Genomic DNA, 21,223 nt, shown 5'->3' on the forward strand with positions numbered 1-21,223 from the left:
GGACGGGGTGGGTCAGTCCCACCCGCACTGCCCCGGCGGCGGCCCGCGGGGCGCCCTTGCCAGGTCGGGCTGGGGCGGGGTTGTCCAGCCATGCTTTCCCGGCTGGACAACCCCGCCCCGGCACGGCAGCCTGCGAGCGCCCGCGGGGGTTCAGGTCGCGAGTCTGCGGGGCAGGCTGCTGCCGTAGCGGAGGCCGTCCTCGATGGTTCGGTCGGCTTCCCGGGCCGGGAAGCTGTCCAGGTGGGCGGTGGCGGCGTGCAGTCCTGCGCGGACTTCGTGCTCGCTGAACTCGCCGCCTGCGACGAGGCGGCCGAGGGTGTAGGCGGCGCGGAGAAGGGTGTTGCGGCGGGTGCCGGGGACGGCGTGGGCGACGCGGTCGAGGACGGCGTTGAGGTAGGCCTGCCGCCGCCGGTCGCTGAGGTGGGCTGTCCCTGATAGTACCTCGTGTTCGGGCGGTGGCGGAGGTGTGAGCAGCGGGATGAGCCACTCGGGCAGTGCGGCGATCGGGCGTTGGTGCACCACCCGGTAGAGCCCGGCTCGGCGCACCGAGCCGGGGGCGACGATGTAGCCGCCAGCGCCGCGGCTGTCGATGTGCCAGCCCAGCCTGCTCACGGTGTTGCGCAGGGTGGGGCCGGTCGGAGCGCGGAAGTAGAGGTGTTCGCCGCCGGAGGGCGACCGGACGGTGAGGGTGTCACCCGGGTAGGGCTCCCCTGCCTGCTGGGCGAGCCTGGCGAGCACGTCACGGCCGTGCCGGGCGCCCTCCCACGGCTCGGGTGGGTCTTCTCCCCTGGCCGGGTCGAGGTCGAGCACGTGCAGGCCGGACGGGCCGGTGGCGATCCCGATGTTGAACGGGGATGCCGTCCACCAGTCCCGGATCTGGTCAGGATCGCGGGTCGCGCGGGTTTCCCAGTTGTGGTGGCCATCGGTGCAGGGGGCCGTGCCGGGGCAGTTCTGCTCGCCGTGCAGGGCGGGGACCTTGGCGCGCGGCCGCAGCGGGATGACGAAGTGCCCCGCCCTGGCGGCGGCCAGGGCGGCGTACATCAGGCGTCTGCTCATCGTGACCTCTCAGTGCACGCGGAAGCCGCTGTGGCGGGCGGCGGCGCGCAGGAACCGCGTGAATGCGCGGTCGAGCACGACGTCGTGGCCGGTGGCGGCCGCGAAGGCGTCGAGGGCCTGGTTGCATTCGGCACGGGTGATGTGCCACCCGTCGTTGGTGGCCAGCTTGTGGCTCGGGATTCCGCGGCGGCGGTCGGCGCCGTGGTCGACGAGGACGTGCTCCCAGCGCTGCCAGTAGTGGCGGGCTGCTTGACTGATCGGGTGGCCGTGGCGGTCGTAGTCGGTGAGGGTGAGGGGCCGACCGGCGGTCGGGATGCCCGGCGGGTTGCTGGCGAACAGCATGCCGAGGGCCGTCATCGCGGTGACGATGCCGCTCATCTCCTCCACGTCGCGGGCGAGGCGTCGAGCGGCGCCAAGCACGAACAACTCGTAGTTCACCTTCTCCCCTTTCGGTCGGGCGGTGGGGACCAGGGGCTGGTTACGCCACCGCGGCGCAAGCCGCCAGGTGCGGCCACTGGTCGGCGTCAGCGGCCGGGTCCAGAACCAGGCGCTCCACGGTCGAGAGCGTGTAGCCGAGGTCGCGCAGGGTGGCGAAGTACAGCTTGTCCTCCGCGGTGGGCCGCCGCCAGGTGTTGACGCTGTCTCGACGTCGGTAGGCCTCTTCGAGCCCGCCGAGGACCACGGCGGCGAGCAGCATCGTCAGTTGGGCGACCCCGGCCCGCTTCGCCCGGGTCGCGATCGGGTTCGGCTGGCCTGCGCGTCGGGCTGGTTCCATGCCCAGGAGTTCGGCGGCGAGGGCGCTGCCGCGACCGAGGGCGGCGGTGAGGTGATCTCCACCGTGCAGCAGGGTTAGGAGCAGGGCGAGGGTGAGATGCTTGGGCGGGGTCTTGCGGGACAGCAGCGTGGTGAGGAACTTGCGCCGTTCGTCCTGGGCGGCTCGCCATGCCTCGTTGTTGTGGCGGACGCGCCGCAGTTCGGCCTTCTCCTCCTCGGTTCGGGGGCCGTCCTGGGTGCGGCTCAGCTGGACGTGACCGTTGGCCTTCCAGTCCCGGCAGACGTAGCGGACGACAGCGTCCCCGATGTAGTTGGTGGTGACGATCGCGGCATGCCCGGGGCAGTTGGCGTGGTCCTTCTCCGACAGCTTCGCCTTGCTCTTCCCACCGATCAGCAGTCGGTCCAGGAGAACCGCGCCGTCCGCGGCATCGCCTTCAAGCACGGTGACCCCGCTGGCGCGCAGTTCCGCCGCCTTGACGTCGCAGGCTTGCTGCTCAGCCTTTCGCCGCCGCAAAAGCGATACCGTGTGGTCGTACTGCTCGGGCTGCCACTCCAGCACCCAGTTCAGGGATTCGCTGGCCTCCGGGTCGTCCTCGAACTCCGCGAGCGCCGCGGCCTGCAGCATGTCCAGCTGCGGGTGGCTGGCGACCGCAGCTGCGGCCCGCGAACTGCGGCCGACCGCCAACCCGGCCTTGACCGTGTTGATGTCGGTGGTCAGCTGCTCAGCGATGTCCTCGGCGCCCAAGCCGAACAGCGACATCTGCTCCAACAGCCTCGCCTTGTCGCCGACGGCGAATCCGACGCGGATCTCATTGCTGATCCACTGGTCGCGCAGGCGCCGCCACAGCTCCTCGTCGGAGGATTCGGTCACCAACACCGGGATCGTGGGGTGCTCGTCGACGACCAGCCGGGCGGCCAGCGTCCGGCAATGCCCGTCGCGCACGCGGATGCGCCCATCTCCGGTCGGGTTGGCGATGACCGGCACCAGCACGCCGTGCTTGCGGATGCTGTCGACCAGCGGTGGGTTCTCGGTGGTGATGTCGACGGTCGATCGGGCGTTCTGGTCCAGCAGCAGGTCTGTGGGGTCAACCATGCGCAGCGTCGCGTTCTCCCAGATAGAGGTGCCCATGTCTATCTCCTTCGCGGATGTGGTGGCCCCGTTCGGGCGGGGCGCGAGCGGCATGGTCGGTTGCGGTGCCGATGTCAACCCCAGCGACAGCGGGTTGACATCGGCACCGGAATCGACCAGCCTGCGTCGCCCCCGGCCGCGCGGGGCCGTGAAGGCGTACATTGGACAGATGGCACCTACGTCCACAAAGGTCAGAGCAAGGGAAGCTGCACGTCGGACGCTGCTGCAGCGCAAGGAGGAACTCGACGCCGAGAAACGCCGACGGGATGAACGGGAAACCGACCTCGCCACGGACTTCCTACTCGGGAGCCAAGACCGAGACACCGCTCGAGCCGCTGAGCGGGACGCCGAGGTTGCCATGGGTCGCGCCGTGGATGCCCTGGTGACTGACCTGCGCTTGCAGTACGCGCGCTTGGCCGACCTCCTCGGCCAGCCGGAGAGTGAGCTGAAACGTCTGCGCCAACTGGCGATCGAGGCGACGCGAGACGGTTCGTGACGAACAAGGCCCGGCAAGCCGGTGCACGGCTTGCCGGGCCGAGGACTGCCGGTCAACACCCGGGTCCGCTGTAGTAGGCGTAGGTGATCAGCCCACCCTGGAGCGCCGGGTGCGCCGACAGGTTGGTGATGCCTGGGTTGACGCAGATCGTCCTGGTCCCCCCGATCTTCCACCAGAACTCCACGACCACGGTGATGACGGTGTCGCCGCAGTGGTTGTAGTAGGCGGTCGGGCTGGTGGCGTGCCAGCCGCACGGCATGTTCGGACTCGCCGATGCCTCGGGGCCAGCGAGCAAACCGGTGAGGAGGCAGACGAGGACGGCAAACGCTTTCATGGTTCACTCCCTTGGATTGGACGAGCTAGACGAGATCGCGGTCGAGCCGTCGCGCGAAGCACTGCAACCCCAGCCCTTCGCGGTCGTCGTCACTCAGGCCGCGTAGGTAGAGGCGCAGTTGCTCCGCGTCGTCAGCGGCCCGGCGGCGCACCCGCCGCAAGGCGGAGCGCACAGCAGCGCGGGTTGTTCCGGTCGTCTCCGCCACAGCCCGCTCCGAGCGGTCTTCCGGCGCGAGGTCCTCGTAGGGAGGCAGCGCGGCCACCCTGCTGATCACGTCGACCGCGATCGGATCGAACCGGAGGACGCGCACGACCTCCCTCCACCCGACGCGGCCGCGGTCAACCTCCGGTGGCAGTTCGGCCACAAGATGTTCGCGACCGTGCTCGACCACGAACGGCCGCAAGCGGGCAGGCCGGGTCCGGTGGTCCAAAGCGAGGTCTGCGCGGGTGAGCGCGCCGCCGGACGACGCGAGGATCTCCTCGTCGTCGGGTTCCCGGCCGAGCGAGTCGCGAAGGCGATTGCGAATCGCGGCGATTCTCCTGAAGCGCCGCTCGGCCCGGTGCGGAATCGAGATCCCGGGGCACGCGGGCAGCAACTCCCGCTTGATCCCCTCGTCAATTCGTTGAATCAGAAACCACGGTCCTGCGGCAGTCGCGGGCTCGTACGCCCATACACCCTGTGCCACCGCCAATCGGGCGGCGTTGACCAGGTCTTCGGCATCGATCACCCCAGCGACGTGCTGCGAGTCGACGTGCCGCTGGACGCGGCAACGGATCATCGGTTCCGCGAGCTGCACGAGGTGCGTCGTTGCGATCCCACCCGCGTCGCGGCGAACCTCGAACCGGGCTCGCAAACCTCCATCCACACGCAGCCGAGCGACATCGTCCCAGTTCAGCGCCTCGGCCTGCTTTCCGCGAGCCAGGAACCCCGGCAGCGGATCGCTCCGTCGCACGCCGCGGCTCGCCGCGAACAGGTGCAGGTGGGCCAGATGCCCGTCCCCCGCCGTGGGCGCCAGGTCGATCAAAGCTTCCCGGGACAACCGGTGATGCCGTTCGCACACGCGCCCTACCGAACGAAGGGTCAACTCGCTCGCAATCATCACGCCATCCTCCGATCGTGTGAAGCACTTTCCAATGGCCACTCATCCGTCCGCCGATGGACCATCGGGTGCCGGTCGAGTAGCTCTATTGAGTGATTCCGGCCCTGAGCTGCGAGAACGGGCTCAGGGAAAGCCCTGTGGCCCTATCCTCGGAGGCCCAGGGGAGGAAATCGAGGGGGTGACTGTCTTCATGGCAAACGGAAGACAGAAGACACCGGACGAGGACACCTTCGGCGCGGTGTTGCACGCCTGGCGCGTCCGGCGTGGCCTGTCCCTCGCCGAACTCCAGGAGGCCACCCGGTTCAGCCGTGGCCACTTGGGCAACATCGAGCACGGCTTGCGCCAGCCCACGCACCAACTGGCCGCGGCCTGCGATGCGGCCCTCCAAACGGACGGCGCGTTGGTCGCATGGCTGCAGGCGGCGCCGAGGACCACCCGCAGGCGGGCGCAGCGGCCAGCGCAGCTGCCTGCCCGCACGAAGCACTTCACCGGCCGGGCGGAGAGCCTCCAGCGCATGCGGACCGAGTTGGCGGCAGCTCGTCGCGCGGCGGAGCCTGCGATCATCTGCATCGACGGGCCCGCGGGGATCGGCAAGACCGCGCTGGCGGTGCAGTGGGCGCACGAGATCTCCGGCGAGTTCCCCGACGGCGTCCTGTTCGCGGACCTGCGGGGCTACGACCACACGGGCCAGCCAGCCGAGGCGGGCGAGGTCCTTCGGGACTACCTCGTGGCCCTGGGCCACACGCCCGCCGCCATCCCGCGGGACACCGCCGCCCGGATCGGGTTGTACCGGACGACGCTGGCGGGCAGGCACCTGCTGGTCGTCCTGGACAACGCCGCTGGGCCTGATCAGGTGCGGCCGCTGCTGCCCAGCGCGGTCAGCTGCGCGGTGATCGTCACCAGCCGGACGGCGCTGTCGGGGTTGGCCGCCCGGGAGGGAGCCCGTCGGGTGGTTCTGGGACCGTTGCCCGAGGTCGAGTGCGTGCGCCTGTTGACCGAGGTGACGGGAACACGCGCCAGGGAAGACCACCAGGCCACGCTGCGTGTGGCTCGGCAGTGCGGCGGGCACCCGCTGGCCTTGCGGATCGCAGCCGAGCGGGCCACCGACCGCAACACCACGATGGCGGCGTTGTCGGCGGTGCTGGCAGAGCGCCCGCTCGATGTGTTGAGCAGCAGCGGGGACGACGTGGCGACCCTGCGCACCACCTTCTCGTTGTCGTACCGCGCGCTACCACCGGCGGCTGCCCGGCTGTTCCGCAGGCTCGGGTTGCACCCGGGCTCCGAAGTGGCTCCCGGCGCCGCTGCGGCTCTCGACGGCACGGACGTCGGCGTGGTCGAGGACGTCCTGGACCAGCTGGTCTCGGCGCACCTGCTGGAGGAGGTCGACACCGGCCGCTACCGCGTCCACGACCTGCTCAAGGTCTACGCGGCCGAGCGCGCCGAGGAGGACGAGCCGGACCACGCCAGGATCCAAGCGCTGGAGCGGCTGCTGGGCTGGTACCTCAGCGCGGCGCAAGCCGCAGGCCGGGTCTTGTCGCCGAACCGGGCGTACGTGGATCTCGGGATCCCCGCCGCGGACGGCGTTCCCCGGTTCGACACCTACGACGACGCGGCGGATTGGTGCGAGACCGAGCGCCTCAACCTGGCCTTGGCCACGAGCGCCGCGGCCGAGGCCGGGAACGTCGAGGTCGCGGTGAAGCTCCCCATCGTGCTCTGCGACGTCCTGTTCCGCCGCAAGCCGTGGGGCCTGTGGCTGCGCCCGCACGCCCTGGCCATCGAACTGACCCGCCAGATCGGTGATCGCGCGAGCGAGGCGTGGCTGCTGAACAACCTCGGCCACGCCCACACCGACCTCGGCCGCCCCTGGCCTGCCCTGTCGAACTTCGCCCAAGCGCTGCAGATCCGCCGGGAGCTGGGAGATCGGGTGGGGCATGCTTGGTCGCGCGTCGGCATGGCCCGGGCGTTCCACGCGCTGGGGGAGTTTCCTCGGGCGGCCCATGAGATGAGCACCGCGATGGCCGAGTTCGACGCCGTCGACGACTACCTGGGGCGGGCTATCGCCTTGTCGTACCTGGGCGAGATCTGCATCGCGATGGGCAGGCCCGAGGTTGCGGTGACCTACTCGGAGCAGGCAGCGGCGGCCTTGCACGAACTCGGCGACTTCACCGCCGAAGGCTGCGCCCGCGACACCCTCGCGGCAGCCCACCGCAGCCGAGGCGATCTGGCCGAGACCATCGCCGAACTCCTGCGCGCCCTGGCAGTCCGACGCCACCTCGGTGATGTCCGGGAGCAGGCCCGCACGCTGACCCGCCTCGGCGAGGTCCACCATGCCCGCCGCGACCACGACGCCGCCCACAGGGCGTGGCGCGAGGCGATCAGCCTCTACGTCCGAGTCGGTGACCCGGCTGCCCGAGACCTGACCTGGCGCATGGAGAACGAGGAAGGTGGACGACATGCTCTCCCCGAACCCAGGAGCGTCGTGCACTGAACCCCGGTTGCTCACCGACGACCACGACCTCGCCGCCGCCGCGGACGACTTCGGGCACCTGACCCACCACCGCCCGCGAGCGGTGGCTCCCATCGCCAGCACCGCCGACGCCGCGGCCGCGGTGCGCTACGCCAATCGTCACGACCTCCGGCTCGTCCCCCGCGGTACCGGCCACTCCACCGCAGGTCAAAGCCAGATCGCCGACGGCCTGGTCCTGGACATGCGCGCACTGAACACCATCGGCGAACCCCGAGGCGACCGGATCACCGTCGGAGCGGGAGCCACCTGGCACGACATCACCCTCACCGCACTCCGCCACGGCCTGACACCCCCGGTCCTCACCGACTACATCACCCTCAGCGTCGGCGGCACCCTCTCCGTCGGCGGGATCGGCGGCGCCACCCACCAGCACGGCCTGCAAACCGACAACGTCCACGCACTCGAAGCCGTCACCCCCACCGGAGAGGTCGTGAGCTGCAGCCGCGACCACCACCCCGACCTCTTCGACACCATCCGAGCAGGCCGAGGCCGCCACGGCGTCATCACCCACGCCACCCTCACCCTCATCCCCGCCCACCACCGCACCCGAATCCACCGCGCCTACTACCGCGACCTCCCCACCTTCCTGCACGACCAACACGACCTCATGACCAGCGGCACCGCCCACCACATCGAAGGCCACGCCAGACCCACCCCCACCGGAACGTGGCGCTACCGCATCGAAGCCGCCTACCACTACACCCCACCCCAAACACCCAACGACGCACTCCTCCGCGCCTACGAAACCGACGAGATCGAAACCGAGGACACCACCTACTGGGACTTCGCCAACCGCCTAGCCGAAGGCGAACGCCTCCTCCGCACCAATGGGCACTGGCAAGCCCCACACCTCTGGACCAACTACCTCCTCCCCCACCACACCACCCCGAACGTCATCGCCGACGTCATGACCACCCTCACCCCCACCGACATCAGCGACTCCGGCACCGTGATCATCTACCCCACGCCAACCAACAAGATCCACACCCTACGTTTCCCCCTCCCGCCCAACACCGACACCACCACCCTGTTCGCCATCCTCCGCACAATCCCCGACCCAAACCCCAGGACCATCCAAGCCATGACGACCGCCAACACGGCAATCACCCAACACGTACTCCACGCAGGCGGCACTCTCTACCTCGACCCACTCACAACACCCTCCATCCCACGATCAACTCAATCTGAGCGCCACTCACCTCCGCCTGCGCAGACACGCCAAAGTGAATGAGAATTGCCCCGACGCCTGCTATCGTCCCTGGTCAGCAAGTGTCGTCCCCGCGCACGCGGGGCTGGTCCGCTCAGCCCGTACGCCTCGGCGACCGCGTTGCGGTCGTCCCGCGCACGCGGGGCTGGTCCATGGTTTGACATTGTTGGGGGCGATACTGGGCGGGTCGTCCCCGCGCACGCGGGGCTGGTCCCCGGCCTTCCCGCGCGTACCGCGCGATCGTGCTGTCGTCCCCGCGCACGCGGGGCTGGTCCCCCCTTGGGGACAGCGATCATGGTCGCGATGCGGTCGTCCCCGCGCACGCGGAGCTGGTCCCGGCTCGGCGCGCAACCTCCAGCGCCACCTCGGGTCGTCCCCGCGCACGCGGGGCTGGTCCCATGGGTGATGAACGCGGCCGAAGCCTTCATCACGTCGTCCCCGCGCACGCGGGGCTGTCCCGCCTGGTTCGCGTCTGGGCTACCTGGCTACGTCAGTAGCTCGAAGGCCCGTTGCTTCAGGTCGCGGGTCGATGTGCTGGTGAGGACTCGGTGGGCTCGGATGGTGTGGTTCTTTGCGGGTTGGTAGTGGTCGAGGTATTCGGTGGTGGCCATGAGGGCTGCCCAGCGGGAGCCGCGGATTGGCGCTTGGGTTTCCGCGCTGCTCCACAGCCGGACCAGTTCGCTGTGGCGGCGTTGGGCGTTGGCGCGGGTTCGGGGTGGCGCGTCTGCCTTCACGGGCCACAGTTCGGTGATGACGTCCTTGAACTCCGCGGTGGTCATCGGGGTCTCCAGTAGGCGGCGGGCTTGTTCCTCGAACGCCTCGGCGCGGCGGTAGAGAAGGCCGAGTTTGTTGCGGATGTCGGTGACGTTGATGCCGCTCCTGCTCGTGTGCCTGATCGACACCGAGGTGAGGGCCTGCCGGCCTGCCAGCGGTAGTTGGTTGGCGCAGAAGGGGCGGAAGGGGACGACCATCACCCGGAACTTTCCGGAGCCGTCGTGGGAGTTGAACACCACCAGGTAGAGATCCACCCGGTCGACATCGGCAAGGCACATGGTCTGCGGGAGCCGCATGCTGACGAACGTGACCCTGCCGTCGTTGATGTAACCGGCATCCGAGAGCCCGGCGCATCCCGACTCGGCCACCAAGGCGTCGAGCACGGCGGCCTGGTCCTCGTTCTGGTAGATGCCGTAGTTGCGCCCTACGGTGCTCAGGTACCGCGTTCGGCCGGTTCGCGGGTCGGTTCGCACGAGCATGACCGATTCCGGGTTGTCGAGCTGGGTCACGCCGTCGGCGGTGACCTCCGTGGCGGTCTGCGCCAGTTTGCGGATGTTCCACCCGGCCAGGCCTGCGGCGGCCAGAGCTTCCTGGGCGCTTCCGCACGCCTCGACTCCGGTGCCCAGCTGCCGCCACGGACGTTGCCGGGTTGCGTCGAGCGGAGCCATCTGTTCGGTGACGGACATGTCGAACCTGCTTCCCAACGAGCGACTGATGGTTCTCGGTCGCGGACAGCACTCGTCAGCCCTGCTGGGGTGGGTTTGTCCAGCCATGCATTCCAGGCTGGACAAACCCACCCCAGCAGGGCAGAGTGCGCTGTCTCGCGGCCGAGTACCGCGGTTCAACCTCGGCGCGATGATGTAGCCGGCCGGACTGCGCCGATGAACTCCCCGGACCAGAACGGCGACTGCCAGATGTTCTCGGTGATCCGTACGACGTCGCCGCTCTCCGGCGCGTGGATGACCCGATCGTCTCCCAGGTAGATGCCGAGGTGGTGGATGCCGTCGGGGCGTCCGTTGTGGGAGAGGAGGATGAGGTCACCTGGCTGGAGACGGTCCGGGTTGGTGATCGCTGGTTGGGAGGTGTGCCAGATGGCCTGGGTCTGGTGCGGGAGGTCGATACCGATCTGGGCGTAGGCGTAGAGGGCCAGCCCGCTGCAGTCGAACCCGATGATGCCCTGGTCGAGTCCGGTCCCGGGGGTCGGCCCATCGGCGTCGCCGCCGCCCCAGGCGTAGGGGACGCCGAGTTGGCTGAGGGCCGCTGCGATGACCTTGTCGATGTCGGTTCCCCCCTGGCCGCAACCCGACAGGGCAGCAAGGACGTGCCGCGCCTCCCCCTCGTGGAGGGCGTAACGCTGCGGGTAGGCACTGCGTTCGACGGCTTGAGCGGCGGCACCCGGTGGCATGGTGTGCCAGCCGGGAACGGAGAGGAGCACGTCGTAGAACTTGTTGGAGGCGTACTCGGGATCGAGAACCTGAGCCGGGCTGCCCCACCCCATCGACGGCCGCATCTGGAATAGGCCAAGGCTGTCGCGATCCCCATAGGGAAGGTTGCGGAGCCCGGACTCGGTCATGGCGGCCATGAGGGCGATGACGATCCCTTGTTCGGGGATGGCTCGTCGGTGGCCGGTGGCGATGATGGCGGAGGCGTTGGCGAGCTGTTCGGGTCCATAGGGTCCGACGCGCACGGTGTCGGGTCGGCAGCTCGTGTCTTCGGCGTCGGCGTCCAGGACCGAGGCGATCATGAGTGCAAGCAGGAACAGCGGCGCGCTGACGACGACGATGGCGAGCCGCGGTCGGGTCAGCATGGTTCCGCCTCATTCTCCGGCGCCGGCTCGTCATCCAACTTCTCAGCCGGATACTCCCGAGCGAGCTGGTCTTCCAAGAGCTGGATCTGCGTCCACAGCTGCTGCGGGTTCATTGGGTTCCTCCTTCGGGCATGGTGCGCTGGTGCGCGGCGAGATAGGCGGGCGCGCGGGTGGGGTGGTTGGTCCAGGCGCTGTACTGGGCGGGCATGTCGAGGCCCTGGGGATCGTGGGTTCCGTCGCAGCGGGGTTTGCCCCAGTTGCCGTCGGAGAGGCGGGTCTTGGCTCGGCTGAGGCGTTCGTGCCAGGCGTTGATGGCGTCGGCGGGGGCGCGGTCGGACCAGGCACCGACCCAGGCGATGCGCAGGCCGATGAGTTCCTCGGTGATGGTGGGGTGTTCGGGCCAGCAGGGTGGGATGACGGCGGTGAGCCGGTAGGTGGCGACGAGCCAGTCGACCCACTCGTGAAGGCGTTGCCAGGCGGCTTGGATGCGTTCCAGTTGCCGGGTGCGCTCGGCGTCGTCCGCGGGTGGCGGGTACTGGTCGAAGCGGTAGTCGGAGCGGGTTTCTCCGGGGGTGGTCGGTGGGAGGGCTGCTTCGACGGCGGCGAGGCGGTGGGCGATGTCGGCGACGATGCGGCAGAGGTTGTCGACCATTTCCAGGGCGGCGTCGGCGCGTTCCTCGGGGGTGCTCATAGGACGGTTGTCCCGTCGTCGAGGGCGGCGTAGAACTCGCGTTCGGAGCGGGCTGAGCGGGCGGCGTCGGGGCGGTGGAAGTAGGGCTGGAGCCGGGTGAGGACGGGTTTGAGCCCGCCCGCGGCGACGACAAGGGAGTGGAAGGCGGGGATGGCGCGGACACCCGCGGTGGTCATGGCGGCGCGGGGGCGGAGGCTGCGTTGGGTGGAGTGGCCGTGGTTGCCGGTGGTGGAGGAGGTGATCTCCTCGTCGTAGTCGTCGAAGTAGGCGGCGATCTCGCGCATCTCGTCGTTGCCAGCGACACCGGGGAGGACCATCCGCACGGTGGCGGCGCCCCACATGCTGTCAGCGGCTTCGCGGCCCCATCGGTGGACGGCTTGGGCGCGGTCCTGCACAACGATGGTGGTCGGGATGCCGCGGCCGCCGCCGTCGGCGAGCAGGTCGGGCAGTTGGGGCAGGGTGACGGTGGTCGGCGCTTCGTCGACGAGCAGGCGGAGGGCGGGGTCGAGGCGGTTGTTGGCGCAGCGTTGGGCGTGGCGGCGGGCGTGGAAGAGGATCTCCTCCATCAGCGCCGACAGCAGGTCCGACACGGCGACGGCTTGGGTGCGTTCGGCAAGGAGGTAGAGGGTGTTGTGGCCGTCGAGGAAGGCGCGGGCATCGAAGTCCTGGCCGGGTTCCGGGGTGCAGGTCGCCAGGACTGCGGGGTGGGTGAAGGTCTCCATCGCGGCCTCGACCGCCATGTAGTAGCCGGCTCGCTGCCGTTCGGGGGTGTTGATCACGGCGTGCTGCATCTCCGCCCAGGAGGTGTCGGCCCGGTCGAGCAGGGCGGCGGGCTCGGCGCAGGTCTGGTCGTAGGCCCAGCGCAGGACCGTGCGGATGTCCTTGTGGTCGAGGGCGGCGGCGTGCAGGAGGTTGCGCAGGACGGCTTGGCCGCGGTTCTTCCAGGCGTCGCCGTTGGAGACCTTGGACATGTCGATCGACGCCATGAGCGCTTGGGCGCGGCGGATGGCGACGGTGGGGTCGACGCAGGCCCGTACGGGGTCCCACTGCACGAGTGGGAGCGCTGGTGCTTGCCGCAGCGGGTCGAACAGTTGGATGCGGCCTTGTTCGGAGCGGGCGAGCCAGGTCGCCGCCAGCACGTCGGCCCGGGAGCTGGGTGCGAGGAGGGGGCCGTCGTGGTCGAGGGCTTCGGGGATGACGACGGCGGAGGTCTTGCCGGACTCGGATGGGCCGAGGACGTAGCGGCTCTGCCGCACGGAGGAGTAGCAGTCGACGCCGGTGTGCACGTCGCGTCCGAGTCGGGCGCCGAGCTGTTCGGGCCGGGGGCGGCTGGTGGTCTTGGCGAGTTCGGGGCGCAGCCGGGCAGCCTGCTTCAGCAGCGTTTGCGCGCCGAGGCGGGTGCTGACCTCGCGGCGGGAGGCGAAGCCGGGGGTCGGACTGCGCAGCAGCCGGGCCGCGGCCACCAGGGCACTCGTGATCAGGGCCGCGAGCGACCCGGCGACCGTCCAGTACAGCCAGGCCGGTGGGATCTCCTGCTCGGCGAGCCCTGGCCAGGAGCGCATCGGGGCGTCGGGCTGGGCCAGGGCGGCCACGACCGGTGCCAGGAGGTTGACGCCCACGTCCCGCCAGCTGGGCCATCCCGCGCCGGTGAGCGCGGCGGCGAACTGGCCCGCCAGGGCGAGTGAGGCGAGCAGGCCGCCGAGGAGGCCGAGGGTGATCAGGGCGGTCGTTTCGTGCCCGAGGCGCACGATGGGGCGTCGGCGTGGTGTGGCCATCAGCGGGCTCCTTCGGCGAGCAGCGTGTCCCATTCCTCGTCGGTGACGTCGTCGGCTGCGCTGCTGGGGCGCATGCGGGAGTCGGTTTGGACCAGGGGTTCTTCGATGCTGCTGAGCAGGTGCTGCACGACGAAGGCGCGCTGCCCGAACAGCCACATGCCGCTGCCTTTGCGCAGGTGGCGCAGCAGAGCGGTCTGCACGTCGGTCAACCCGAGGAGGTCGCGGGTCAGGGGCAGGGCGGCGTCGACCTGTCGGTAGACGATCTTGAAGCCGGTGTCTTCCAGCAGGCCGCGGGCCAGGCGGGAGGCTTCGGACCCGTCGGCGCCGACGGCTTCCCAGTCGGTGAGGCGGTGGGCGGCCATGAGGTTGCAGGTGCCGTAAGCGCGGGCGAGTTTGTACTGCTCCTGGAACCGGCGCAGCAGCGGCACGTACCGCATGGCCAGCCAGGCTTCGTCGTAGCCGACCAGCCGGGGGCGCGCGTCGGGCCGCATCAGCTCGGCTTCCATGGCCGACTGCGCGCACACCATCGACATGACGGTGGTGGCTTGGTCGGAGCGGATCGCGTGCAGGTTGAGCACGGTGCCGGGGGCGTCGAAGTCGAGGTAGCGGGTGTTGTCCTCGGTGCTGTCGAACATGCCCGCCAGCGCGCCGCCGACCAGGCCGTGGAGGGCGAGCCGGGCGTCGCGGGACTCGTCGAGCAGTTGGGTGGCGGTGATGCCGCGCTCGCGCAGTTGGTCGGCCCAGCGTTCGGTGGCGGTGAGCTGTCCTACGACTCCGGGCAGCGAGGCGGGTCCGAGGTGGGTCGCCCCGGTCAGCTGGCCGGTGCAGGAGTCGAGGGCGAGTTCCAGCGCGGTGCGTTCGGTCATGGTCAGCGGTCTGCCGAGCCGGATGTGGACCAGCCCTTCCAGCAACAGCAGCCTGCGGGCTTTGACCGCGCCGAGCCATTCGGCCTCGGTCTGGGAGGCGTGCCTGCGGTGGGTGGCCAGCGGGTTCAGGCGGACACCGAGGCCGGGTCCGAGGCGCAGCGGTTCGATGCCCAACCGGTCTGCCAGGTCGGTGTACTCGTCCTTGATGTCAACCCAGCTGAACGGGATTCCAGCGGCGAGGAACCGCAGGATCATGCACTTCATGAGCGAGGACTTCCCGGAGCCGATCTCACCGATGATGAGCCCGTTGGGGCTGGTGATCGCTCCGGCGGCGTAGAGCGCCCAGGGGTCGAACAGGAAGGACGCCTGGCTGTAGAGGTCGACGCCGATGTAGGCGCCGGGCACCCCGAGGCCGGGGTCCATCACCCACGGGTACCAGGTCTTGAGGACGCCGGAGGACGCGGTGTGGGCGGGCAGGCGCATCCGGTGCGCCAGGCGGCCCATCGCGGCGCCGCGCGCGCCGTGGCGGCCGGTCATGATCCGGTCAGCCCGCGCATCGGGGCCAGGCCGCGGGCCAGGGGCAGCGCTGCGGCGAAGAACGCCTGGTCCTGTTCGCCGTAGAGCACCATGGAAGAGCAGCGGATCCTGGTCAGGCGTCGTCGGACCGAGGAGACCGCGCGGCGCAGTTGGTCGGGGTCCGGGGCGGTGACGCAGACGAACATCGAGTACCGGAAGTACCCGGCGCCGTCGCTGAGTTCGTCGTCGAGGCGCTGGGCCGCGGCGTACTCCTTCTCGGTGCGCGCGTCGACGATGAGGCCGTGGCGCTGCTTCATGTAGATGCTGCCCGCGGCGGCGAGGCGCTGGTTGTTGATCGAGCGCTCGGCCCGGGAGGGGGGCATGGGTTCGACGACCAGGGAGATGGAGCGCCGCACGTCGGACTGCTGCAGCAGCGGAGCCATCCAGTTGGCCGTGACCGGGCGGCGGGGCAGCTCGTGCACCCACACCGTGGACGAGACCGCCGAGTCGTGCACGTAGGCCTGCCAGTGCCGTTGGCTGGCGGAGGGGCCCGCGGTGCGCGGGTCCACCTCGTGCTTCTGGGAGGCGTGCAGGTCGTAGAGGGGCAGTGAGTCGGGGTCGAACTGGGTGTGGATGACCGCGGCGAGGTGGGTGGGCGAGAGCCACCCGCGCACGGGGATGCGGGCCTCGACGATCTGCCGTTGCAGGTCGGCCAGGCGCTCCACGACCACCACGCCGATGGCGTCATCGCCGCCTCCGGTGGCCTTGATCTCGGCGGCGAGGCGGCGCAGGTCGAAGGAGACGGCGAAGAACACCTCGTGCCGCTGCGCCGCGGGCGCGGCGGTGGCGACGAGTTCGCGCAGGACCTGGGCGGGCAGCCATTCGCGGTCGACCACCCGGTCGAGGTAGTACTCTTGGGCGAGGTTGGTGGCGTCGGGCATCGACCGGAACAGCAGCTGCCAGCGGGCGATGGCGCTGTCCTCGTCGCAGGTGGATTCCATCACCGATTCCCAGTCGGCGAGCCGTCCGGCCTGCTCGGAGGACTCCTCCAGGATGATGGGGGTGCCTTCGGTGAGCAGCACGGCGGTCGCGGTGCCGCGCTGTTCGTCGAGCACGAGGCCGACGCGGGCCCGGCCGTCGGGGTTGGGTGCCGACAGCATCCGCAGTCCGGCGAGGTCGCCGGGCAGATCCATCTGCTGGGTCAGGCTGTCGGGCCCGAACACCGCGCCGCGGTAGGCGCCGGTGCGGAAGACCCGCGACCAGACGGCCGCGGTGGCGGGCCGCGCCCATTCGGTGACCTGGCGGCCGCCGACGCGCATGAAGCTGAACCACACGAGCAGACCGCCCGCGGCGAGCAGCAGGGCGAAGGCGACGATGCTGCCGGACTGCACGCCCAGCCAGGGCAGCGCGATGCCGGTGACGACCGCGGTCATCTGGCCGAGGGTGGCCTTGCCGATCACCCCGTTGGTGCGCCGCGGCGGGAAGGTGTACTCCTTGTCCATCTGGTCCTCCTCACGGGGTCTGCGGTGGTGTCTTGCGCCTGGGGGGTCGGGGTAGTTCCGGGCGGGGCTCGGCGGGTGCGCTAGGGGTGCCGGTCGGGCCCGTGCGCGGCGAGCTGGCGACCACCCGGCCGCGGTTGGCAGGTGGCAACGGGCCCTGCTCGGGAATGGAGCTGCCGCGTTTGCCCCGCGGTGGGTGTAGGGGCGGGTTCGGGTTTGCTGGTGCTTCCGGGGCGGCCCCGGTCGGTCTGCTGGTGGCCTTTGCTGTCGCCTCTGGTGGTCTTCTCCGCGATGCTCGCGCCCGCGGCGATCATGGTGTGGACCGCCGTGCTCGTGGCCCCGCCGACCGTCCCGGCTGCCGATCGGGCGACCTTGCCCGCGGTCGTGGCGGCCGGGCCGCCGCTGGCGTGGGCTCCGCCGATGCGGTCGCTGACGAAGTCGACGAGTTCCATGAGCAGGTAGGGGCTGGTGGCCATGAGCCCGGCCAGCGCCAGGCCTTGGATGACGTCGACGACTTGGCGGACGACGTCCTCGCCTGCGTCCAGCGGCAGCAGCAGGGCTTGGGCCAGCAGCATCACCCCGACCATCACGAACTTCGCCCAGGCCAGCGCGGTCAGCCTGCTCGCCCACCGGTACAGCCAGCCCGCGGAGGCTTCGTGCACCTGGCCCGCGGCGGCGATGCTGCCGAACAGCGTCCACATGAGCACGAGCGGGCCGTGCAGGACCAGGAAGATGATCGAGAAGATGAGGCAGATGGCGATGAGCACGCCCGCCAGGACGGCCACCAGCGGGTTGACCTTCGCCAGGCTCGCGGTGAAGTCGGCCTGTCTGCTGATGTCGCCTCCGGCGGCGACCAGGGACCTGGTCGCGTCGTCGGCCAGCTGCAGCATGAGGATGGCGCCGACCCCGGCGAGGGTGACCCCGACGGCGGCTTTGATCCCGCCGAACAGCGTGAACTGGAGCCTGCCCCGCCGCCAGGAGGTGGCCAGGGTGATCAGCCAGCCGAGGAAGGCCAGCGCGAGGGCCACGCCCGCGATCAGGTTGTAGACCGAGGCGAAGGCGACTCCGCTGACGTTGGGTGTGGAGTAGTCCAGGGCGATGTCGGTGAAGGTCGCCCACAGCTTGGTCACGCCGAAGACGATGAACGCCACGACCTGTTCCATGCCCTTCTTGGCCACCCAGTCCAGGAACGTCTGGGCGATCTCCCCTGGGCTCATCACCTCGGTCGTCACGCAGTCGACGCACGCGCCGTCGACCGGGTAGTCCTGGTAGGCGTCGCCGATGGCGGTGTTCATGAGGGTGACGAAGCGGTCGGAGAAGGCGTTCCACGATTCGCACCGGGTGTGGTCTTGCTGGGTCGTCGTGCCTGCGCAGCTGATGTAGAAGCCGCGGCAGGGGCCCAGCGCTTCGCTGGGAGGTTGTCCGGGGACGGTGCAGCCGAAGGGCCGCACACCGTGGCTGTGGTCGTCCCACCAGGTCAGGTTGCCCCACTCGAACCCGAAGGGCTTGTACCCGGGGTCGGGCTTGGCCCACTGCCGGAGATGGTCGACGCAGTAGCCAGTAGGCACCGATACCGCGCTGGGCAGCTCGGCGAACCGGCCCAGCAGGTACTCCTTGCGCTGGCCTGCGCTGCGGTCGGTGCCTGCGAAGTTCGGTTGGAAGTGCTCGAGCAGCGCGGGCAGGTCGATGATCATGGATGCGGCGTAGGTCGAGAAGTTGCCGCCGTGATCGCGGCAGCCGGGGTGGGTCATCCATGGGGATTGGTGCCACTCGGCACTGTCGAGGACGTAGTGGCGCAGGTGTGCGGGCACGGTCTCGGCCGCTGGTTGCGCCGCGGCGGGTTGCTGTCCGAGGAGCACGCCGAGCACCGCCAGCGCGGCGATCCACCAGGGCTCATGGTTCCGCGACATAGCTCCACCCGGGTTGTCGCAGTTCCTGGGCGCGGAAGCCGAAGTCGCCCGCGGGTTCGACCAGTCGAGCGTCGGCGGGGACCGGCCACGGGCCTGGTTCGAAGCGCTGGGACTGGACCCGCCACCGGTCCTCCTCCCAGACGAGGGTGACCGTGCTGCGTCCCCAGTTCTCGATGCCTGCGGGCCGTCCGCCCGACACCTCGGAAGTTGCGGCGACGCCCCAGACGAGCACCTCGGCGGCCTCGGTCGTGTAGGAGACGACGACGGCGGCTACCGGGGCATAGCGGGTGTGGAGGGATTCGGTCTGCTCTACGGGTGCTGCGAGGACGTGGCGGGCTTGGGTGTCGGCGTGGGCGGCGAGCAGCTCCGTGGCGGCGGCCTCGCCGTTCAGGGCACCGGAGCTGACCGCGAATCCGGCGATCTGGAAGTTCTGGGCGGCGGTTGCCGCCCCGGCGAGGGAGTGGCGTCCGGGAACCGGTACGCCGTTGCTCATGGGCATCTCCGGCGCGGCAACGACGGTCTCGTCCTTCGTCAGACGGCCGAGCGCCGCGCCGGCCACCAGGGCGAGGAGTGCGGCGGTTCCGCCGAGCCACCAGCTCGCTCGCGTTCCCGCGGCAGAGCGGATCGTTCTGGTGCGGATCATGGGAAGACCTCCGGCTAGTCGATCGCGGTGATCCAGGTCCAGATGCCGCCCGCGGCGGTCAGCAGGACGCCGCCGAATCCGGCCCGGAGCATGTTCGTCTTGGCGTGCTGCGACAGGTGCATCCCGCCTGCCATGTGCCCGGCGACCCAGACGACGATCCCGCCGAGCAGCACGATGAACGACACCCCCAGCCCGAAGAACAGGATCACCTGGGCGATGGTGAACATCACCCCTGCCTTCGGCACGCCGCGGGAGTTGGGTTCGATGTTGGAGAAGTCCGGCCCTCCGGGCTGCAGGTGTCCGAACAGGACTGCCTCGTCCAGCAGGTGGAGTGCTTCAGTGACCATGGCTGTATCCCTCGTGGTACGTGCCCACCCGCAGCACTGCGCTCAGGCAGGCGGTGGCGGTTGGTCTGCTGACCCTGTCCAGTCGCAGGGGCGCTCCGCTCCGCAGCCCGCTGTCGTAGGGCAAGCGCACAACGGCCTGCACGCCTGCCGCACCGATCAACTTGGCTGCGGCACGGAGCTGGTACCGGTCGGCGGGTGCGGTCGCGGCGAGCACGACGACCGGAGGAACCGGGGACCTGCGCTGCTGCAGGTACTGCATCGCCCTGCACACCGCTTCCGCACCCACGAGATCGGCGCGACCGACGAGGACGAGCACCGACCGCGTCTCCCGCAGTCGCGGGATCGTCGTGCCGTCAACCCTGCCCGCGTCGACCACGGCGGCGCCGCACGTCATCGCTGCCAAATCGTGCATCGCGCGGAGGGAGGTCGTGCCGCGGTGGTCGTCGACCAGGAACGCTCCGGCGGAGGACCGGGGCGCGGCACCGAGGATGCGCAGGATCGGCACGCACAACTCCCGCGCCTCGACCGCCTTGGCGGCCGAGAGCCCGGCCTGCTGACCGACCAACCGCCGCGCCAACGCCCCGGAGCCCAGCCCGCATTGGTCCACCACGACGGTCGCCCCAGGCGACGCGGCGGCGATGGTCTCGGCCAGCAGCGCGCTGACGGTGCTGGCGCCCACGCCACCCTCGGCCCCGGCGACGAGAACCGGGAGCGGCGGCCGCAAGCGCGCCATCCAGGCCCACAGCTCGTCGGTGGCCGCGCGCGGCCAGCCCTTGGGAGAGGACTTGCGCGGTTCCGTCGGCAGGCTTCCCGGAGTCGGTGGCCGGGGTGGTGGAGGCGGGGGGATGGTGCCCAGCAGCGTGGGATGCTGGATGTGGGTTGTCGGCGTCGTTCGGCCTGCCCTCACCTGCGAGTTCATCGGCCGCCCCCTCGCTCGGCGACCGTGGTCACACGGGAGAGTCTGATCGGCACTGCCTCGACTCCCCCGAACGTCACGACCTGCTCGTTGGAGCCGGGAGTCGCAGCAACGTACGCGGGTGGTGTCCCCCGGCTGCCGCCGAGCACGGCTTCCGCCTGAGGTGCTTGCTCGCTGCTGGTGCGATCGGCAGAACATCCCGCCAGCGCCGCAGCCGTCACAAGGATCGCTCGGATCATGGCCTCCCCCTGTTCATCGGATGGTTGGACAGCGAGATCAGTGGATGAGGACCGTCGTGCCCGCAGGGGCCGCGCCCAGCAGCGCCGACATCGCCTCGGCAGACACGCGCAAACCGCTGTCGGACGCCTCGCTGTCATGGACCGCCACCGCCCACCGATGCGCCCCAGCCAAGGTGAGCCCACCGTCGTCATCCCCACGCACATGAGCGGCGAGCAGCAAACCCCGGCGGAGATCACCCAACGAGGAACTCAACTCCCCCAGCACCAACGTGCGGCCCCACGGCGTGAACCCCATCCGCGTCCCCTCGAACGGCCACACCCGCACCTGCTCCGGCTCCATCAACCCGACCGTCCGACACCGCGTGTTGATCTCAACCCAGGCAGGCTGCGGCTTCACCACAGTCCGCGCGTCCAACTGCACCCACCCACACCCGCCATAGGGCACCCAGGGCAACAACACCAACGCCCACCCAGGACACCCGCCCACCACCGGCACCCACGTCGACCACACCACCATCCGCGGCGCCAACAACGCCACCGGACACCCCCGCTCCGGCCCCCGATACACCGGAACCGGAACCACCGGATGCAACCGCGCCCACGACTGCCCACAAACGC

General features: G+C 70.1%; 19 protein-coding genes. 3 read left to right on the plus strand and 16 right to left on the minus strand.

Annotated features, from left to right (window positions below; genetic code table 11):
• Positions 1 to 150 precede the first annotated feature (150 nt).
• Genes ACWEPX_RS01150 through ACWEPX_RS01160 form a run of 3 tightly spaced genes read right to left on the minus strand, consistent with a single transcriptional unit; the run spans position 151 to position 2,959 of the window.
• Positions 151 to 1,056: a bifunctional DNA primase/polymerase gene (locus tag ACWEPX_RS01150; RefSeq protein ID WP_451895025.1), complete on the minus strand. Its 906-nt coding sequence runs from the start codon at positions 1,054 to 1,056 to the stop codon at positions 151 to 153.
• Between the two features lie 9 nt (positions 1,057 to 1,065).
• A complete protein-coding gene (locus tag ACWEPX_RS01155) occupies positions 1,066 to 1,494 on the minus strand; it encodes a hypothetical protein (RefSeq protein ID WP_451895026.1) in 429 nt (142 codons plus the stop codon).
• 40 nt (positions 1,495 to 1,534) lie between these two features.
• Complete coding sequence (locus ACWEPX_RS01160) at positions 1,535 to 2,959, minus strand: ParB/RepB/Spo0J family partition protein (protein ID WP_451895027.1); 1,425 nt, start codon at positions 2,957 to 2,959, stop codon at positions 1,535 to 1,537.
• On the opposite strand from ACWEPX_RS01160, the gene ACWEPX_RS01165 reads away from it, so the two are divergent.
• Entirely contained in the window at positions 2,958 to 3,455 is a 498-nt protein-coding gene (locus tag ACWEPX_RS01165; RefSeq protein WP_451895028.1) for a hypothetical protein, read from the plus strand. The two genes, ACWEPX_RS01160 and ACWEPX_RS01165, sit on opposite strands and share 2 nt — an antisense overlap.
• 52 nt (positions 3,456 to 3,507) lie before the next feature.
• On the opposite strand, the gene ACWEPX_RS01170 is transcribed toward ACWEPX_RS01165, so the two are convergent.
• Both ACWEPX_RS01170 and ACWEPX_RS01175 read right to left on the minus strand, forming a co-directional pair.
• A complete protein-coding gene (locus ACWEPX_RS01170; protein WP_451895029.1) occupies positions 3,508 to 3,789 on the minus strand; it encodes a DUF6355 family natural product biosynthesis protein in 282 nt (93 codons plus the stop codon).
• Positions 3,790 to 3,814: 25 nt separating this feature from the next.
• Entirely contained in the window at positions 3,815 to 4,888 is a 1,074-nt protein-coding gene (locus ACWEPX_RS01175) for a hypothetical protein (protein WP_451895030.1), read from the minus strand.
• Positions 4,889 to 5,078: 190 nt separating this feature from the next.
• Between ACWEPX_RS01175 and ACWEPX_RS01180 the strand changes: the two genes are divergently transcribed.
• Together ACWEPX_RS01180 and ACWEPX_RS01185 are read left to right on the plus strand one after the other, a co-directional pair.
• Positions 5,079 to 7,376, plus strand: a complete 2,298-nt coding sequence (locus ACWEPX_RS01180) for an ATP-binding protein (protein ID WP_451895031.1) — start codon at positions 5,079 to 5,081, stop codon at positions 7,374 to 7,376.
• Complete coding sequence (locus ACWEPX_RS01185) at positions 7,342 to 8,646, plus strand: FAD-binding protein (RefSeq protein WP_451895032.1); 1,305 nt, start codon at positions 7,342 to 7,344, stop codon at positions 8,644 to 8,646. Before ACWEPX_RS01180 ends, ACWEPX_RS01185 begins: the two co-directional genes overlap by 35 nt.
• Positions 8,647 to 9,107: 461 nt before the next feature.
• Here the strand turns inward: ACWEPX_RS01185 and ACWEPX_RS01190 are convergent, their stop codons facing one another.
• The 11 genes from ACWEPX_RS01190 to ACWEPX_RS01240 form a co-directional block, all read right to left on the minus strand.
• On the minus strand, positions 9,108 to 10,082 hold the full coding sequence (locus ACWEPX_RS01190) for a DUF932 domain-containing protein (protein ID WP_451895033.1): 975 nt from the start codon (positions 10,080 to 10,082) through the stop codon (positions 9,108 to 9,110).
• A gap of 155 nt (positions 10,083 to 10,237) precedes the next feature.
• Entirely contained in the window at positions 10,238 to 11,203 is a 966-nt protein-coding gene (locus ACWEPX_RS01195; RefSeq protein ID WP_451895034.1) for a C40 family peptidase, read from the minus strand.
• Between the two features lie 109 nt (positions 11,204 to 11,312).
• Positions 11,313 to 11,894 (minus strand): hypothetical protein, encoded by a 582-nt coding sequence (locus tag ACWEPX_RS01200; protein ID WP_451895035.1) that lies wholly within the window; start codon positions 11,892 to 11,894, stop codon positions 11,313 to 11,315.
• Positions 11,891 to 13,669 (minus strand): type IV secretory system conjugative DNA transfer family protein, encoded by a 1,779-nt coding sequence (locus ACWEPX_RS01205; protein WP_451895036.1) that lies wholly within the window; start codon positions 13,667 to 13,669, stop codon positions 11,891 to 11,893. The genes ACWEPX_RS01200 and ACWEPX_RS01205 overlap by 4 nt, the downstream gene beginning before the upstream one ends.
• The gene (locus ACWEPX_RS01210; protein ID WP_451895037.1) at positions 13,669 to 15,072 is read right to left on the minus strand and encodes a hypothetical protein; all 1,404 of its coding nucleotides are present in this window, start codon (positions 15,070 to 15,072) and stop codon (positions 13,669 to 13,671) included. Before ACWEPX_RS01210 ends, ACWEPX_RS01205 begins: the two co-directional genes overlap by 1 nt.
• Positions 15,069 to 16,553 carry an SCO6880 family protein gene (locus ACWEPX_RS01215; protein WP_451895038.1) on the minus strand — a complete coding sequence of 495 codons (1,485 nt, stop codon included), beginning with the start codon at positions 16,551 to 16,553 and terminating at the stop codon, positions 15,069 to 15,071. The genes ACWEPX_RS01210 and ACWEPX_RS01215 overlap by 4 nt, the downstream gene beginning before the upstream one ends.
• 80 nt (positions 16,554 to 16,633) lie before the next feature.
• Positions 16,634 to 18,460: a hypothetical protein gene (locus tag ACWEPX_RS01220; protein ID WP_451895039.1), complete on the minus strand. Its 1,827-nt coding sequence runs from the start codon at positions 18,458 to 18,460 to the stop codon at positions 16,634 to 16,636.
• On the minus strand, positions 18,444 to 19,103 hold the full coding sequence (locus ACWEPX_RS01225) for a hypothetical protein (protein ID WP_451895040.1): 660 nt from the start codon (positions 19,101 to 19,103) through the stop codon (positions 18,444 to 18,446). The genes ACWEPX_RS01220 and ACWEPX_RS01225 overlap by 17 nt, the downstream gene beginning before the upstream one ends.
• A gap of 14 nt (positions 19,104 to 19,117) precedes the next feature.
• Positions 19,118 to 19,450, minus strand: a complete 333-nt coding sequence (locus tag ACWEPX_RS01230) for a hypothetical protein (RefSeq protein WP_451895041.1) — start codon at positions 19,448 to 19,450, stop codon at positions 19,118 to 19,120.
• Positions 19,440 to 20,369 (minus strand): hypothetical protein, encoded by a 930-nt coding sequence (locus tag ACWEPX_RS01235; protein WP_451895042.1) that lies wholly within the window; start codon positions 20,367 to 20,369, stop codon positions 19,440 to 19,442. The genes ACWEPX_RS01230 and ACWEPX_RS01235 overlap by 11 nt, the downstream gene beginning before the upstream one ends.
• A 273-nt stretch (positions 20,370 to 20,642) precedes the next feature.
• The gene (locus ACWEPX_RS01240) at positions 20,643 to 21,026 is read right to left on the minus strand and encodes a hypothetical protein (protein ID WP_451895043.1); all 384 of its coding nucleotides are present in this window, start codon (positions 21,024 to 21,026) and stop codon (positions 20,643 to 20,645) included.
• Between the last annotated feature and the right edge of the window lie 197 nt (positions 21,027 to 21,223).

The organism is Actinokineospora sp. NPDC004072 (assembly GCF_053604195.1).

Bases quoted from the DNA above. Each gene is read 5' to 3' on its own strand.
- ACWEPX_RS01150 (WP_451895025.1), bottom strand. From the start codon at position 1,056: ATGAGCAGACGCCTGATGTACGCCGCCCTGGCCGCCGCCAGGGCGGGG.
- ACWEPX_RS01165 (WP_451895028.1), top strand. From the start codon at position 2,958: ATGTCTATCTCCTTCGCGGATGTGGTGGCCCCGTTCGGGCGGGGCGCG.
- ACWEPX_RS01160 (WP_451895027.1), bottom strand. From the start codon at position 2,959: ATGGGCACCTCTATCTGGGAGAACGCGACGCTGCGCATGGTTGACCCC.
- ACWEPX_RS01170 (WP_451895029.1), bottom strand. From the start codon at position 3,789: ATGAAAGCGTTTGCCGTCCTCGTCTGCCTCCTCACCGGTTTGCTCGCT.
- ACWEPX_RS01175 (WP_451895030.1), bottom strand. From the start codon at position 4,888: ATGATTGCGAGCGAGTTGACCCTTCGTTCGGTAGGGCGCGTGTGCGAA.
- ACWEPX_RS01180 (WP_451895031.1), top strand. From the start codon at position 5,079: ATGGCAAACGGAAGACAGAAGACACCGGACGAGGACACCTTCGGCGCG.
- ACWEPX_RS01185 (WP_451895032.1), top strand. From the start codon at position 7,342: ATGCTCTCCCCGAACCCAGGAGCGTCGTGCACTGAACCCCGGTTGCTC.
- ACWEPX_RS01190 (WP_451895033.1), bottom strand. From the start codon at position 10,082: ATGTCCGTCACCGAACAGATGGCTCCGCTCGACGCAACCCGGCAACGT.
- ACWEPX_RS01195 (WP_451895034.1), bottom strand. From the start codon at position 11,203: ATGCTGACCCGACCGCGGCTCGCCATCGTCGTCGTCAGCGCGCCGCTG.
- ACWEPX_RS01200 (WP_451895035.1), bottom strand. From the start codon at position 11,894: ATGAGCACCCCCGAGGAACGCGCCGACGCCGCCCTGGAAATGGTCGAC.
- ACWEPX_RS01205 (WP_451895036.1), bottom strand. From the start codon at position 13,669: ATGGCCACACCACGCCGACGCCCCATCGTGCGCCTCGGGCACGAAACG.
- ACWEPX_RS01210 (WP_451895037.1), bottom strand. From the start codon at position 15,072: ATGACCGGCCGCCACGGCGCGCGCGGCGCCGCGATGGGCCGCCTGGCG.
- ACWEPX_RS01215 (WP_451895038.1), bottom strand. From the start codon at position 16,553: ATGGACAAGGAGTACACCTTCCCGCCGCGGCGCACCAACGGGGTGATC.
- ACWEPX_RS01220 (WP_451895039.1), bottom strand. From the start codon at position 18,460: ATGTCGCGGAACCATGAGCCCTGGTGGATCGCCGCGCTGGCGGTGCTC.
- ACWEPX_RS01225 (WP_451895040.1), bottom strand. From the start codon at position 19,103: ATGATCCGCACCAGAACGATCCGCTCTGCCGCGGGAACGCGAGCGAGC.
- ACWEPX_RS01230 (WP_451895041.1), bottom strand. From the start codon at position 19,450: ATGGTCACTGAAGCACTCCACCTGCTGGACGAGGCAGTCCTGTTCGGA.
- ACWEPX_RS01235 (WP_451895042.1), bottom strand. From the start codon at position 20,369: ATGAACTCGCAGGTGAGGGCAGGCCGAACGACGCCGACAACCCACATC.